Origin of the sequence: Pantoea sp. AG702, from assembly GCF_003182295.1 — a bacterium.
GTDB lineage: Bacteria > Pseudomonadota > Gammaproteobacteria > Enterobacterales > Enterobacteriaceae > Pantoea > Pantoea ananatis.
Map to the genome: position 1 here is coordinate 1 of NZ_QGTU01000008.1, position 16,187 is coordinate 16,187.

Below are 16,187 nucleotides of genomic sequence, written 5' to 3' on the forward strand. Positions count from 1 at the left end.
GAGTCAGAAGCCGCTTAAGGATGCGGGCTGGCTCATGAAGCTACCCGAAGATGAGTTAGCAGAACAGAGCGCCGCGCTGGCGAAAAGCCTTCCGGCTGGCTGGCTGCCGCGCATTCAGGAACTCCAGAAAAAAATGATGGAATGGCTGGAGGCCAAAAAGGCCGAAGCCGCCGCCAGGGAGAGCGTTGAGGCGCTGCGCCAGAGCCAGGCGCAGACGGAGCAGGCAGGCCAGGACAACCGGGCGCGCTTTCGTGAGCTGCTGGAGCAGAACGGCGGCACCGTCACGCCTGAGATGAAGGCGCTGCGTGCAGAATATCTGGAGCAGCAGGAAACGGCGACCGAGCTGGCCGGACTGATTACCCAGAGGGAAAAGCAGCTGCCGGGGCTGGCCGACGTGACCGGGCAAAAGGCTCACGCTTACATCACCTGCCATGAGCGCATCATGGACGAGCGCATTGATGCGCTCATTGATGAATTCTTTATCTTCCACGCCATTGAGCTGAGCAGCCTGCTGAGAATGAAGTACAGCCAGTTTGAACGCGATGGCTCACCCCATGCGCCGGGTGTGCTTGAAGGGGCAAACGATGCAGACACGCTGTACCGTGGATATATTATGGAACTGATGCTGCGCTGGACGAACACAAAGCTGCCGCTGATGTTCCGTGATGACGTCATCAGCCTTGCAGGCACGCACCCCTTCCGGGGAGCCTGGCAGGACCGGCGTAAGCGTAAACGGTTCCCCGGCCAGAAATAACCCCTCAGCCCGGCACCTGCCGGGCTTTTTTACGTCTGCTGCGTGAGTGCATGTCTATGCTGCATGAAAACGCATGAGTCTCAGGCATCCAGACATGGCAGCAAAGGCCAGCAGCGGCGCGGCGCGAAGCCACTCATGCAGGTGCATGAAAACCGCTACATGAAGTGCGCAGGCGTGGCGGGGCTACGAGCGCGCGCGGTGATGTCAAATGGGTGCCATACTAACTATTTTAGATATGACCGAATTTGTTGACGTTATCGTTAGTTACTCAGAAATGCGGCCTTTGAAACTATTGACGAGGTAAAGTTAATCCGTATCTCGGTGCCAACGACAACTCACCTCCAACAAGTAAGAGCCAAGCTAAGAAAACATGGCAAGATCATAATAAAGTGATATCACTCTCACTTAAGATAACAGCGAGTGATACAATATTGTGGACTATTCAATCATAAATGGAGAAATGGATGACCCAGCCCAAAGTTTTCATATCGTATAGTTGGAGCACCCCAGCGCATAAGGAAAGGGTTAAGTCAATTGCAGACAGGCTTTTAAGTGACGGAGTAGATGTTGTAATTGACATTTACGATTTACAGGAAGGCAATGACAAAAATGCCTTTATGGAAAAAATGGTTATTGATACCAGCATTACAAACGTACTTGTAATGTGTGACAAGGCATATTCTGAAAAAGCAGACCATAAAAAAAATGGGGTGGGAACTGAGTCGCAAATCATTTCGCAGCAAGTATATACAAAAGTCGATCAGTCGAAATTTATTCCTATTGTTTGTGAATACGATGAACAATCTGAGCCTTGCCTACCGATTTTCATGAGTTCATTAATATGGATTGATTTGTCAACCCCTGAGAAAGAAAATCATAATTGGGAAAGACTGGTTAGACTTCTCCATGGAAAACCAGCAGATATCAAACCAAAGTTAGGAAAGAGCCCTAGTTACTTAGAGAGCGGTCAATATGAGCCTGTAAGTGAGCCCCATGCTAAATTCAATAGTCTAAAGCAGGCTCTCATGCAAGGTAGATCTGGAATTAATTATTATCGCCGTGATTTTATTGATTCAGTAGTACTCTACCTTGATGGTATGAGAATTCGTATTCAACCTGAAAATAATGACACAATTTCGTTAGGTAAAAAAATTATTAGCGATATTGCTGCAATGAAACCAGTCAGAGATTATATATGTGAATGGCTCGCCCTCGAATCAGAGTTTACAGAGCACCAAGTGCTTTCTTCAGAGTTATTAAAGTTCTTTGAGAGAATACTCGCACTAACCTATGTCCCAAGCGGCGTCAACTCCTGGTCTTCAAATTGGTATGATGCGCAAAAAATATTCGCATTTGAAATGTTTCTATATACCATAGCCACCTTCATTAAATTGGAGAAATTCCAGTTAATTCGTGATGTATTATCTGCAAGATTTCTTTCAATTGATAACAATCTGGCACCAGAGCGCAGACTTGTTTCAATAAGTGCTTTTTTAACCGAATCAGAAACCTTGCAAGCAGGATTTGAAGAGAGCTCCAGATACTACTCTCCAGTAGCAGAACTGATAAAAAGAAACGCTGATAGAAATGATTTTAATTTCAATGACCTAATGCAAGCCGACCTCTTAATTCTTTTTTATGCATTCTGTAACGAAGGTATATATTGGTATCCTAACACCCTTCATTATGCAGGTTTTAACTATAAACCAGAGTTATTTATACGAGCCACTCAACATTCATATTTTCAAAAACTAGCATTCCTTGTTGGAGGGAAATCTACACAAGATATTAAAGATAAAATTAATGCTGGTGCCGACAGGCTATACTCATCCAACTATAGGTCTAGTATGATTGGCTCAGGTTTTTCAAGCATGATGAACAGTGACTATCTTGATTCTATTCAATAATAAAAGCCGCTCTTAAGAGCGGCTTTATGAAACATACATTCTTACTGATCATTCTCGCGCCTGGTAGTTAGAGAATATAGTCAGCGCGGATATTTAATAGTTTTTCAGCTCGAATCTCTTGATTATTAATCCATCATGAAGTTCAAAATATAAATTGCTCTCAATGCTCTTTCTTAACCAATAATATTTATGAACTAATGGTATCACTGATGGTATCACTGATGGTATCACTGATGGTATCGAAAGAACCTCATAAAAAAATAATAATTAAAAACAGTCACATAGGGCCTTTTTCGATTCCTGCAGGGGACACCATATGTTAGCCCACCTAAGTATTTTAAAGTCTAGTCAACTCTTCAACTTCAAACACTTACCTTCCGTTTGTAGCCCGTTAACGTACACTGTCATATTTCAAAATCCACGCTGTTTTGTTGGTACATATGTTGGTATTTTAAGTTCGATAATGCAGATACCATCAGAAGAGGGTTTTTAGTATGGCGCTAACTGAGTTAACAGTAAGAAATACAAAGCCTTCTGATAAACCTGTCAAATTGACAGACGGTAATGGTATGCATCTTTTGATCACCACAAGTGGTTCCAAATACTGGCGTTTCCAGTATCGCTTCGCTGGCAAACAGAAAATTCTCGCACTGGGTGTATATCCTGAGGTTTTGTAAGCACACCCGTTTTAGTTCCACGCACTTTTTGAGGTTTCCGGTTTTTCGGCCATCAGCCGGTACTCCTCCGGCGTCAGGTTATTCAGGGATTCATGAGGCCGCTCGCTGTTGTATTCCATCAGCCAGCGACTTGTGATTTCCCGAGCTTCATTCAGCGTTCTGAACAGGTAAAAATCCAGGATTTCTGTTCGGTACGTCCGGTTAAACCGTTCGATAAAGGCGTTCTGCGTTGGTTTTCCCGGCTTGATAAATTCCAGCATCACTCTATGCTCTTCAGCCCACTGTGCCAGCGTCAGTGAGACCAGTTCTGGTCCGTTGTCCATCCGCAGTTTCAGTGGATAACCCCGGTTTGCCACGATTCTGTCCAGCACCCTGACCACCCGCTGTGCCGGGATATTCAGATCAATTTCTATGGCGAGGGCCTCACGGTTAAAGTCATCAACCACATTAAAGGTCCGGAAGCGTCTGCCGCAGACCAGCGCATCATGCATAAAATCGATGGACCAGCTCTGGTTAAGCGCTTCCGGCGTAGCCAGTCGCGCCGGGTTACGTGCGGGTAAACGCTGTTTTCCCTTGCGACGAAAATTCAGTTTCAGCAGGCAGTGAATCCGGTGAACGCGTTTATGGTTCCGGGTGTTACCCTGCCTGCGCAGCAGCTGGAACAGCTTTTTGAAGCCGTATCGCGGGTAGCGCTCTGCCAGCTCAGTGAGCACCTGGATCACCGGTTCATCACGCCGGGTATCGGGCTGGTAACAACAGACCGTCCTGCTCAGCGATAACGTCCTGCAGGCCTGGCGAATGCTCATGGTAAATTGCGCAGTCAGGTAACCGACGAGCTCACGCTTTATCGCTGGTTTTAAAGCTTTTTTTCGATGACTTCTTTAAGTGCCCGGCATTCAAGGCTGAGATCAGCAAACATCTGTTTGAGGCGACGGTTTTCATCCTCCAGGTCTTTCATCTTTTTTATATCAGAGGCTTCCATACCGCCAAACTTCGCTTTCCAGTTGTAATAGCTGGCTTCAGAGATACCGGCTTCACGGCAGACATCTTTAACGGCACGTCCGGCTTCGACGGACTTCAGAACGGCAATGATCTGGTGTTCGGTGAATCGGGCTTTACGCATGGTGATCTCCTCACAGGACATAATCAGTATGTCGGAAGATATCTAAAAGTGAATGGTTCGGTTTACCGGGATACTTACACAGTTTTTACTCTCCAAAGTCAAATATAAGCCAAGCTTATGTATAATTTCAAAAACAACCAATCCAGATGACAGGAAAATTCTTAACTAGTTGTTTTAAAATTAATTTAAAGGAAGAGACTACAATTAATTAGAAAATTCTTAATTTTTCCACTGAAACATTCTAATATGTACAGAAAAATTGCAGTGATTTAAAGCTATTAGCATAACTCACTGATTAAACGATAAATTCTCAATTCAAGGTTATGCGTAATGGACGAAATTGAAGGCTCGCTTTACAAAAACTCCAATCTGTCACTCAGCCAGAAACTTGAAAAGTCGCGAGCAGAGTTACTTGATCTGACAGCAAGAAATCGTTTACTCAACATACCAAAATCAAAAACTACAAAATTTTTAGAAGTAGTTAATGAAAGGTCTGACATTCTGTACAAGATGCTTTTTGAAGAAGGCAAGCCGTTCACTTTTCTTCATGGTCGAGAAGATAAAAAGGCAGATGAAAACAATGAGAATAGTGAGACAGACTCAGATTCCGAAGATATTATTTTCTTAGATGACTCTGAAACCAACCATAATGATACAAAACTTCAGACAAAGCTCACGCCAAAAACATTACAAAAAAAATTATTAGATTTATATTATGACTCAAAGACCCTTGAGGAAGAGCAAGGCGTAAACATCCTGTTTCTATCGCTAGGAGCGCTTAAATGGATAGATCCTAATAACAAAGCAAACATACGGCATGCACCTCTTGTATTGTTGCCAGTTGAATTAATGCGAGCTAAAGCAGGAGAACGCTTTAAAATTAAAGTCAGGGATGAGGACATCATTAGCAACCTGTCGCTTGAGACATTCCTCAGCCGTGTTCACCAAATCACCCTACCTCCCCTGAGTATCGATGACGATTTTTCTTTAACGAATTACTTCGCAGAGATAAAACAAGCTGTATCATTTAAAGAAAGCTGGGAAGTATTAGAAAATGAAGTCAATCTAGGTCTATTTTCCTACGCTAAATTTATGATGTATATGGATTTAGATCCTGATAACTGGCCTTCGGATTCAAAAATCACAGATCAGGAATCAATAAAGTGTCTTTTAGAAACAGGCTTTTCTGGTGGAGAGTTAATCTCTGACGACATTGTAATTGACTCAGTCATTCCCCCCCGAGAAATGCTTCATATTTTGGACAGTGATAGCTCACAAACTCTTGCCATTCACGAAGTACGTAATGGTAAAAGCTTGGTTATTCAGGGTCCTCCAGGAACTGGTAAATCTCAGACAATCGCAAACATCATAGCTTCAGCTATAGCAGACGGTAAAAAAGTATTGTTTGTAGCTGAAAAAATGGCGGCCCTTGAAGTAGTTAAGCGCAGACTTGATCAGGCGGGTGTTGGAGATGCTTGTTTAGAGCTACATAGCAATAAAACCAACAAAAGAGCATTCCTTGAAGAACTGAAGCGAGTCTGGGAACTCGGTTCACCTCGAGGAGAATTTCCAGATACATTAGTCAATAATCTCACAGAAAGCCGAGATATTCTCAACAATCACCCCGCAAGAATTCATAAAACGTACATGCCATCTGGATTAACGCCATATAAGGTTATGGCGCAACTGGTACGTCTCAGACAATCAGGTTTTGATCCTAATGATTATAAGCTTAGCGGGTATGAATCATGGAGTAACGACGATTTCGCCAAAAGACATGCACTTATTGATGAATTAATTGAGAGGATAAGTGATATTGGCATTCCTGATTCGCACCCATGGAATGGTATCGATAGAACTGAGATACTTCCTAGTGAAGTTGAAAGACTCACTGCTTCATTAACGAACCTGAAGTCTGAACTTTCAGATTCTATTGAAGAGTCTATCAATCTTTCTAAACTAACAAATGAAGCCTATCATATAAGCTCATTAAAAGAATTACAGGAATTCATTCAAATAGCTGAATTAATTAACTCAGCGCCTAATTTATCACCTGAATCGTTAAGTTCGCCATTGTGGGCCACTTCTAAATATGAGACAAAAACGTTAATTGAAACTGGATTCTCATTTAAAGAGCTCTACAGCAAGCTTGAAAAAGAATTACATGCAGATAAATTCAACACCGAGGTCGCCAGCCTTACAGAAGACTATCGTAAATTACCTGTAGATATTAATATTAATGCTTTTACTACTGCCAATAAACTGAAGACACTTACACCTAAAATCTTAAAAGAGTCTTCAAGATTACAGCAGGAGTTGGGTTCTAAAATCGGATTCTCGACTTTAAGTGAGATTGAAAGTCTTATTGAGTTGGGTGAAAGTATTACTCAAGCTCCAAATGTGAGTCCAGAAGCATTCATTGCCACTGTCTGGGAAGGTGGTATTGAAAAAGCGGCAAGTCTGGTTGCAGATATTAAACAACTTAGTATTTATAAAGAAAAAATCAATCTCATCTTTGTTGAAAAGGCGTGGGAAACAGATGTAGAAAGCACACGAAACAGCCTTGAAAACAACACTGGCGCTTTTAAATTCCTTAATAGCGAATGGCGAAAGTCGAAAAAGCTTACCCTTTCATTGATAAATGATAAAGGTTTGACGATCCCTCAGCAGGTTGAGTACCTCGATCTGTTGATAAAAGCACAGAAATTAAGAAAATCCATCATTGATTTGAATGAGTTCGGACAGTCTGCATTTGGTTCAGACTGGCGAGGTGAGAATAGCGATAGTGAATTGCTGAAATCACTTGTAGAATGGATGCGTACCTTACGTGGTATCAACTCTGAAGCTCGAATAATTGCAAGTCGCCTCTCCAATAAAGACGCCTTAGCATATCAAGTGAGTCAGCTTAAAAAACTCACCCATGAAGTTTTAGATGAAAGCCGTATTCTTTGGGATTCATTGGGAGCCACACCAGAAGAGTATTTTGATAACTATTATTCCGTTAAAAGCATTCCACTGGAATCACTCCTTGTAAAGTCTGATGTGCTAAGCACTATGGACTCCGCGTATAAAGATGTTTTCGTCAAAAATGAATCCTCTGTTTCTGATCGTATTGAATTGTTGAGTTTGTTATCAAGCGCCCAGCAAAAAATGAATATCATTTATACTTTCGATAATTTAGCTCAGTCAACCATGTATCCATTATGGTTGAAAGAAAACAGTGACTGGGATCTGTTACTTCAATCTCATTCCTGGATTGAATCAAATGACGACTTAAGAATCTTAGCGTCTAAAATAGATGACAGACAGGGTTTAGTTCATAAATCAAGAAGTTTGAGTGAGTCTATCCAAGCGCAATTTGCGAAACTCACATCAGTGATTACTTCTCTTAAATCTTCCTATGGATCAATTTTCAAAAATGAAAATGTTCATGAAATACCATTTAATCTAGTCTATGACAAGATTACTCTTTGGATAGATAATTCTGAACAACTTTCAAAATGGGTTGCCTGGCAAAACCGTGTAGAGCTGGCGAAAACATTTGGTATTTATCCATTAATCTCCGATTTGAGTAGTGGAGTTCTTTCCTCCGAACGTTTACTAGGTACTTTTGACAGAACTTATTTCGACTCAATTCTGTCTTTAATGGTCGAAGATGAGCCAGAACTGGCTCGTTTTGATGGTGATTTGCATTCAAGAAGAGTAGCAAGCTTCGCTGAGATGGATCTGCGAAGAATTAAAGCTTCGAGTTTTGAAGTCGTAAGAGCTCACCACAGAGCAATTCCCTCTAAAGTTGGCGTAGGCCCTATAGGTGTACTGCGGGGTGAGATGGCACGCAAACGCGGTCATATGGCGATTCGACAGCTCATGACAAAAGCTGGAGCAGCTATTCAGGCATTAAAGCCAGTTATGATGATGAGTCCTCTGTCAGTTGCCCAGTTTTTAGTGCCAGGTAAGCAGTCGTTTGATTTACTGGTAATGGATGAAGCCAGTCAGATTCAACCTGTAGATGCATTAGGAGCTATTGCACGAAGTAAGCAGATAGTTGTTGTCGGAGACGAACGTCAGTTACCTCCAACCTCTTTCTTCGCCAAAATGACAGGTTCCGCAGATGAGCAGGATGATGACGAGTCAGCACAAGTGGCAGACATTGAGAGCATACTGGGACTTTTTGTTGCCAGAGGGTTGCCTCAAAAAATGCTTCGCTGGCATTACAGAAGTCGTCACCAGTCATTGATTGCTGTGTCGAATAGTCAGTTTTATGAAAACAAGCTTTTTATAGTTCCCAGCCCCTATACACAAGAAGCAGGTATGGGCCTGCGTTTCCATAAAGTTGAAGATGGCGTATTCGAATCTGGAAGCAATGCAAATGAAGCAAAACGCGTAGCAACAGCAATTCTCGAACATGCAAGAAGCCACCCTCATTTATCTTTAGGTGTGGCTACCTTTTCTGTTACCCAGAGAAAGCGTATTCAGGACGAGCTTGAAGTGCTTCGCAGGCTGAACCCTGAGTTCGAGGATTTTTTCTATGCGCACCCAAGCGAACCGTTTTTTGTTAAAAACCTTGAAAACATTCAGGGTGACGAACGCGACGTCATTATCATTTCTGTTGGATATGCCCGAAATCCACAAAACTATATGGCAATGAGATTTGGTCCCCTTGGAGCTGAGGGCGGTGAGAGACGTTTGAACGTTCTAATCAGTCGCGCCAAAAGGCGTTGCGAAGTCTATGCCTCTATTGATGACGATGATATCGATCTTGAAAGAGCTAAAGGCAGAGGTGTATTCGCTTTTAAACTTTTCCTGCAATATGCAAGAACAGGTCGCTTGTCAGTAGCAGAGCAGAGTGGCCGTTCAATGGACAGTCTTTTCGAAGAACAGGTTGCAAATGCTCTGCAAAAAGAAGGCTTTCAGGTTCACCCTCAAGTTGGTATTGCAGGTTTCTTTATTGATTTAGCCATTGCCGACCCTGATATGCCAGGCCGCTACCTTATCGGGATTGAATGCGATGGTATGACTTACCACTCTTCCCGTTCTTCGAGAGAAAGAGATCGCTTACGTCAGGCAGTGCTTGAGGATCATGGTTGGATCATTCACAGGATTTGGAGCACGGATTGGTTCCAGCGCCCCGAAGAGCAACTACAGAAAACTCTCTCTGCTATTCAGGCGGCTAAGAAAGAGCTCGAAAATCGTTCTGAAACTTCTCTATCTCGGTCAAGAGCTGTACCTGTCGAGATAGTGACAGTTGAAAGAGAGACTGTCACAGAGATTGGTCTTGAGACAATTGAAGGCAGTTTCAATGAAGCTGTGGCATATGTTGAGGCGGTTCCTGACGTTGACACAAGATTCCAGATTCATGAAACCCCAGTTGGCGTGCTAGCTAAGATAGTTGAGCAAATTGTTCTTGTGGAAGCCCCAATACATGTGAATGAAGTGATTACACGTGTCAGGTCCGCATGGGGTCTGCAACGTGCAGGGGCCCGTATTGAAGCCATTGTTAAAGATGCGATAAAAATTACAACCTCAAATTCCTCATTTTTCATGGAAGATGACTTTTTGTACAACGATAATCTTTCCATAACATTGAGAGACAGAACGAATGTTAAATCAGCAGGATTAAGAAAGTCGGAAAACATATCTAATAAGGAAATGGAGACAGGAATTATTGAAATTATTAATAAAAGTTTCGGTGCTACCCAAGACGAGCTAGTCAATTCTGTATCAAGGGCTATGGGCTTCAAGGCTACAAGTGGTACTTTAAAAGGCATCATCACTTCCATAATTCAAAAAATGGAAAGTGATAATAAAATCGTTTTTAAAGAACCAATGTACTATATCATGTGATACTATTTTTGTGGCTTGCACTCTAAGGCCGCTAAATGCGCTGAAACCTGAGACACAAGAATATCATTCTCGTGTCTCACTTAATAAAGAGCCCCCGTTAAGCTCGCTCGGATCTGTTAATTTAAAAGCATATATGCTGAACGGAAGCACTTACCCCCATTTTAATTTGAGCTGCGTATAGTGTTTTATATCCAAGGTGAAGAAGATGAAAAAAAATCTAAGATTTATAACTTAAAGAAAACTCTTCTTATAGTTGCTTTTTTTTGATTTTTTCTTACGATAATCGCTGTTAAATTTAGATTAGGAACAAAATCAGCATTACTTTTTCTTCCAGTTTTAATTGCAATAACTTTTACTCGTTGTGCTTATCCCAAATACAAAAAAACCATTAAGTCCCCTGTCGATTTTATACTTTATTTTTCAGCTTCTCTTACTGCTGTGAGCTATATTGTAATAAAGGATGGTTACTTAAATGAGATTCAATCGAAAAATTGAAATTGATCCTCTGTTAATATTCATCATCACATATAGCATGGCTATAACTACATTAGTGAAATGTTGCATTTCTTACTGTGATGCTTACACAAGAGACTGGAGCGTGTCTGATTTATTCTCATCTCTGGTGAGAATCTCATTAAGCTTACGGATGCCCTTCACTGAAAAAACATTTTTAAGAAGATTTTGCTCATACTCGTTCATTTAAATCACCCTGCATACATTTTCACATACCGCATAACATAACATGTTGTATAATAGCTTATCACATAAGTCTGAGCGAGTGTTTACTTGCAACAGTGAATAAATGACACTTCGAGTAAGTTAAATAAACTTTAACTTTCCAAATGCAAAAAATTCAATCCTAAACTAATTTCTCATGGTGAATCGGTATGATTTCCAAGCCAACCTTATAGGAGTTACAAAGTAGATAATAACGAATGAAAAAGCCAGAACAACAATATATGGAATAGTATTTGAAGCTTCAGCATTCATAATACCATCGAATCCAATAAGGGCCAAAATAAAAAAAGCAATCATCCCTCCCCAAAACCGCTTACTAAGATCGCTAACAAGTTTCTGAAGAGTGTCTTTATTTTTTCCATCTTTTTTTAAGATGCTTTTGAGTTTATCAATATCCTTGATTGAAAAGCCGTTATCACGAAGCTCTTGCTCAAAATTGCTCATTTAATTATTCCTGAATCGATATAAGACAACTGGAATATATCATTAAATCAAGCCAATTTACCACAAAATTCGTTTGCCGAATACTCACCATCAAGTCAGAACGTATAAGCCATGTCTCATAGACATTTACACATCAGATTAATATTTAACGATAAAACATTAAGCATGTATATTTAAAATCTGCCCTCAAATTAGATTGACTGCCTTGTGGTGAAGTTGTGTCTAATTGATGCTGAAATCAAATATATAAAAACCTCGTTTATCTTTTTTTAAAAATTAACTTTATCAGCATTACAAGCAATTAAAAAACATCTTTCAATACCTGTTCAGCACTCTCGAATTTATCGCATCGGAAATAGACGTGATATACCAGTACCAAAAAACCTGGCTTTATGAGTGTTACTTTAATTTATATATAAAAAACCCTCCATACAATTAAAAGTCACATAAAACTAATAATTTCAAATAATCAACCACTAGTTCCTGCACCGTCACCTTAAAACAGTTTTTTACCTAAGGTTTATTAAACTTATTAATACCTAATTAGCTTAAATTAGAATTACGATTCATGATTGCCGGACGTTACAAAACAGTACTATCCGTATCTCATATTCGGGATAGACAGTATGTTCTTGATAGCGACAACTGCTTCCGGCTCACCGTCAACATCGAAGTTATAGTGAAAATGTTCTGGCGGCATCCCTGCCTGAGGCTATTATCTGGCATCGCGAGAAAAGCATACTCGATCGCATAAAATACGTACATAAGTTATCGCTTCAACGAATCTCTGAAGGGCAATCTCCCGACATCCCTTCCCTGTCTGTTCATCCACCGCCGCGTAAATTTTGCAGACAAGATCGAGCCTTAACGATTAGCCTATCTCCAGCACTAACGTCGAACGGTACTAAAAATATCCGGCCGATTAAGGTTAATATAATCGACGCCCGCCGCCGCGATTTCCTGATGAATTGCTATGTCGTCACCACCGTAATAAACCATGATTTCAAGCTCGGCCTGACGGCTCGCTTCAAGGATGGCTCGATTACGCATCTGTTCTACGCTCAACTCAATGAGCGATGCATGATGGACGGTTCTCACAAGAGAGGGCGACATCGCGATATCAAGGGTGATCATTTTACGAAAGTCCGGCGCGGCGGCCTGAAGACCGCGGCGCATTTCCTCGGAAAACGAAAAGAAGAACGTGTCGCGGACCATACCGAGATCCCGTACCAATGCAGCTACTTTAACCGGATCGCAGTATTTCAGCTCGATATAAACGCCCGCGCGACCGCGCAGATGTTCAAGATAAGCATCAAGCCGCGGCACCATGGCACCTTTAAAGCGCTCGTCGAACCCGCTTCCTGCATCCAGCGCATCGATATCGCGCGATAAGGCATGACCCACAGGGCCGGTGCCGTTAGTGGTACGATCCAGCGTTTCATCATGGATGACATAGAGCACGCCATCGGCACTTTCCCGCACATCCAGCTCAATGTAATCAGCCCCCTGTTCCAGCGCCAGGTCTGCGGAAAAGAAGGTGTTCTCTGGCGCGAAATGGTTGGCGCCACGGTGTGAGACGATTCGGGTCATTAGGGTAATTTCCTGTTAGCTGGCAGCATGGACATGTTTGCCGGGATGGCAGAATACGGAGAGGTTGGCATGAAGATCGACGATGCGTTTACCGGACGAATTAAAAATCAGGGTCAGCGCGGATTGGCATGCGATACCGATTCGGGAACCGGGCGCATGACGCACTGCTTCACCGTATTCCAGTGCATGGAGCCTGCCGGCTGGCGTGTCGATCGTGTAAAACACTTCGCGTCCCATCGGCTCAACGGTCATCACCTCTCCACACAGCGGCGCATCATCAGGGGCAACCAGGCTGATATCCTCCGGACGCAGACCAAAACAGACGGGGCCATCGTATCCGTGATTCAGTTCGAGTGACATTTGTCCCAGTTGCAGAAAGCGCCCCAGGGCTTGCCCCTTCACCAGATTCATTGGCGGCGAGCCGATAAATCCTGCCACAAAAAGATCGTCAGGACGTCGGTAAAGATCCTCTGGCGTACCGATCTGGACGATTTCGCCCTGATTCATACAGATAATCCGATCGGCCATGGTGATGGCTTCCATCTGGTCATGAGTGACGATCAAGGTGGTGAAGCCAAGACGCTTCTGAAGATTCTTAAGCTCTGTCCGCATGGTGATACGGAGTGTTGCATCAAGGTTAGAAAGGGGTTCGTCAAGTAACAGGATATTCGGTTCCTTGACCAGGGCGCGAGCCAGCGCCACGCGCTGCTGCTGCCCACCTGAAAGCTGCGACGGACGTCGATCGAGTAGTGCGCTGATTTGTACAAGACTGGCCGCTTCTTCCACGCGCCTGGCGATTTGATCTCTATCTAATTTTTTAAAGCGCAACGGAAACGCGATGTTCTCACGCACCGTCAAATTCGGGTAAAGCGCATAAGACTGAAAGACGATACCGACATTACGATCGCGGGCATCAATGCGATTGACATTGTGCCCGTCAAACGCGATCTCACCACTGCTTGGCGCATAAAGCCCCGCCAGCAGAAACAGCGTCGTTGATTTACCACATCCAGATGGCCCGAGGATGGCGACGAATTCGCCGTTCTCAATGGTAAGATTGATCGGTTTCAGGACCTGGGTCTCGCCCCAGTTTTTGGTGACATTGTTGAGAGTGATCGAGGCCATGACAATTATCCCTTAATACCGCCAAAACTCATTTGGGTGATGTATTTCTGCGTGAAGGTGTAGAGAACGAGCACGGGGAGCAGGTAAATAATGCCGACGGCGGCGATCATGCCGTAATCCGCGCCGGTATTGTCCTGTGCAACAAAGAAGAGGTAGAGGCTCATCGTCATCTGGCTTTTGTCGATGAGTAATGTCTGAACAAAGACGTACTCCTCCCAACCGCGCAGAAAGGTAAAGGTGGCGATCGCAATCAGTCCGCTGCGCACCTGGGGCAACACCACCATGCGGAAGGCCTGAAAACGGGTGGCACCATCAGTCACCGCACTCATCTCAATATCCCAGGGCACGCCGTCAAAAAAGCCTTTAAGAATAAAGATCGCATAGGGCAGTTCCAGCGCACTCATGACCATCACCACGCCGGAGAGATGGTTGAGCAGGCCCATATAGTGGAGCTGGATAAAGATGGCGATGGTGAGTGCCAGCGCGGGGAAAGCATGTAACAGCAGCAAACCGCGAAGAAAATTTTCCCGGCCGGCAAAGGCAAAGCGGGATAGCGCGTAGGCTGCTGGCGTGGCGACGATCGTCACAATCAGCGTCTGAGAGACGGCAAAGATCAGGGAGCTGCCCAGTGCCGTCCAGACCGACGGCATCAGATCCACACGCGTTGTGCCGGTATTCGCGATATCCCGCAGCCAGAGAAACCGGTAGTTGTGCAACGTCAGATAGGGCATCAGAAAGATCATCACGAGGAGCAGCACGATGATGCCGAGCGCACTCCAGGACAATACCGGCCTGCGCAAGCGCTCTGCCATAAAAGCAAGCACGATCGCGCCGAGATAAGCCACGCCCGCAATGGCGCTGGTGCGCCAAAGAACAAGCCGACTGATAGATGCATCAGAGGTGGTCAGGGATTTCGCAAGAAGCCAGAGGTAAGGCAGCAGGATCGGAACCGAAATCAGCGTCAGGAAGAGAATGACCACAGAAAGGAAGCCGACACGATTGACGGTACCTCTGCGTTCAAGACGGGCCCATTTCGATGTGGCAACCGATGTGGTTTGGACGAGTGACATCACAATACCTCGATTTTCGGCGCGGCGAATGTCGCGCGCATATTGCTGACACGCCACTGTATTAAGGTCGCGGCGACGCCGATCACCATCAACCCCAGCGCCAGGGCCGCACCATAGGCATAAGCACCATTTTCAAAGGCACGACGGTAGATGTAGAGCGCATAAGGTGTGGAGTCGTAAACGGGACCGCCCCCGGTGATGAGCAGAATGTATTCGTAGGTCGTCATCAGGGAGAGCCCCTGATAGATCGTAATAAATCGAATGGGCTGAGACAGCGCGGGGGCCACAACATAACGCAGCACGCCCCACTCGCTCGCCCCATCTATCCGTGCCGCATTGGCAAGATGTGAAGGGATGGAACGAATCGCTGACGTCAGAATGACCATGGCAAAGGATGCGCCGACCAGGCCATTTGCCACCACGATCAGAAACAAGGGGAAATCATTGCGCAGATTCATCGGCTGCAGCCCGAAGGAACCCGTTATCTGATTAAGCAAACCGGACGGCGTGGGATCGGCCACCCATATCCACAGAATGCTGTAGAGCACGGCCGGTGACATGCGCGGCAAAAGCCAGAGACCGCGAAACAGATTCCCGAGTCGGTCAGGGATTGCCGTTGATGTGATAGCCAGCAGCGCACCCAGCCCGACATTGAAAAGAAACAGCGTCGCCGTTACATAAATCAGCGTTGTTAGTAGCACGCCAGGAATACGCGCATCACGCGACACAATCCGCTCAAAGTTATGCAGTGTAAATTGACCGACCCGAAGATTCGCGCCCATATCGGTAAAGGCGATAACGGTATTGACGATGATGGGCGCCAGGAAAAAAACGACCAACAGCGCGATAGCGGGCGCGAGATAGAAGACGGGCCGGGCGGGCCGGTGCGCCCGAGGCTGGAACTGCGACATCATC

Annotated in this window: 9 protein-coding genes and 1 pseudogene; 4 read left to right on the plus strand and 6 right to left on the minus strand. The window is 44.3% G+C overall.

Annotated elements, in window-relative coordinates; all coding sequences use genetic code 11:
• From DFO57_RS18130 to DFO57_RS18145, 3 genes and pseudogenes are all read left to right on the plus strand, one after another.
• A partial coding sequence (locus DFO57_RS18130; protein WP_110015566.1) for a hypothetical protein occupies positions 1–754 on the plus strand: 754 nt, incomplete at its 5' end.
• A 464-nt stretch (positions 755–1,218) separates the two neighbouring features.
• Entirely contained in the window at positions 1,219–2,661 is a 1,443-nt protein-coding gene (locus DFO57_RS18140; protein ID WP_158279694.1) for a toll/interleukin-1 receptor domain-containing protein, read from the plus strand.
• A gap of 494 nt (positions 2,662–3,155) precedes the next feature.
• Positions 3,156–3,332 (plus strand): annotated as a pseudogene (locus tag DFO57_RS18145) (Arm DNA-binding domain-containing protein); the annotation flags it as partial.
• Positions 3,333–3,349: 17 nt separating this feature from the next.
• Here the strand turns inward: DFO57_RS18145 and DFO57_RS18150 are convergent.
• Positions 3,350–4,461 (minus strand): IS3 family transposase gene (locus DFO57_RS18150; protein WP_110015569.1). Its coding sequence is split into 2 segments (ribosomal slippage): positions 3,350–4,200 and positions 4,200–4,461, totalling 1,113 coding nucleotides; the frame shifts between segments, so codons are not numbered across the junction.
• A gap of 330 nt (positions 4,462–4,791) precedes the next feature.
• On the opposite strand from DFO57_RS18150, the gene DFO57_RS18155 reads away from it, so the two are divergent.
• Positions 4,792–10,305, plus strand: a complete 5,514-nt coding sequence (locus tag DFO57_RS18155) for a DUF3320 domain-containing protein (RefSeq protein WP_110015570.1) — start codon at positions 4,792–4,794, stop codon at positions 10,303–10,305.
• Positions 10,306–11,169: 864 nt separating this feature from the next.
• On the opposite strand, the gene DFO57_RS18160 is transcribed toward DFO57_RS18155, so the two are convergent.
• The 5 genes from DFO57_RS18160 to DFO57_RS18180 all read right to left on the minus strand — a co-directional run bounded on the left by DFO57_RS18160 (position 11,170) and on the right by DFO57_RS18180 (position 16,186).
• On the minus strand, positions 11,170–11,487 hold the full coding sequence (locus DFO57_RS18160; RefSeq protein ID WP_110015571.1) for a hypothetical protein: 318 nt from the start codon (positions 11,485–11,487) through the stop codon (positions 11,170–11,172).
• 888 nt (positions 11,488–12,375) lie between these two features.
• Positions 12,376–13,077: a glycerophosphodiester phosphodiesterase gene (gene ugpQ / locus DFO57_RS18165; protein ID WP_110015572.1), complete on the minus strand. Its 702-nt coding sequence runs from the start codon at positions 13,075–13,077 to the stop codon at positions 12,376–12,378.
• A gap of 15 nt (positions 13,078–13,092) precedes the next feature.
• Positions 13,093–14,202 (minus strand): ABC transporter ATP-binding protein, encoded by a 1,110-nt coding sequence (locus DFO57_RS18170; RefSeq protein ID WP_015699810.1) that lies wholly within the window; start codon positions 14,200–14,202, stop codon positions 13,093–13,095.
• A 5-nt stretch (positions 14,203–14,207) separates the two neighbouring features.
• Positions 14,208–15,272, minus strand: a complete 1,065-nt coding sequence (locus tag DFO57_RS18175) for a carbohydrate ABC transporter permease (RefSeq protein ID WP_110015573.1) — start codon at positions 15,270–15,272, stop codon at positions 14,208–14,210.
• Positions 15,272–16,186 (minus strand): carbohydrate ABC transporter permease, encoded by a 915-nt coding sequence (locus tag DFO57_RS18180; protein WP_199226579.1) that lies wholly within the window; start codon positions 16,184–16,186, stop codon positions 15,272–15,274. The genes DFO57_RS18175 and DFO57_RS18180 overlap by 1 nt, the downstream gene beginning before the upstream one ends.
• Between the last annotated feature and the right edge of the window lies 1 nt (position 16,187).

Coding starts and splice junctions, on each gene's coding strand:
- ugpQ (WP_110015572.1), bottom strand. CDS start 13,077: ATGACCCGAATCGTCTCACACCGTGGCGCCAACCATTTCGCGCCAGAG.
- DFO57_RS18155 (WP_110015570.1), top strand. CDS start 4,792: ATGGACGAAATTGAAGGCTCGCTTTACAAAAACTCCAATCTGTCACTC.
- DFO57_RS18180 (WP_199226579.1), bottom strand. CDS start 16,186: ATGATGTCGCAGTTCCAGCCTCGGGCGCACCGGCCCGCCCGGCCCGTC.
- DFO57_RS18175 (WP_110015573.1), bottom strand. CDS start 15,272: ATGTCACTCGTCCAAACCACATCGGTTGCCACATCGAAATGGGCCCGT.
- DFO57_RS18160 (WP_110015571.1), bottom strand. CDS start 11,487: ATGAGCAATTTTGAGCAAGAGCTTCGTGATAACGGCTTTTCAATCAAG.
- DFO57_RS18170 (WP_015699810.1), bottom strand. CDS start 14,202: ATGGCCTCGATCACTCTCAACAATGTCACCAAAAACTGGGGCGAGACC.
- DFO57_RS18140 (WP_158279694.1), top strand. CDS start 1,219: ATGACCCAGCCCAAAGTTTTCATATCGTATAGTTGGAGCACCCCAGCG.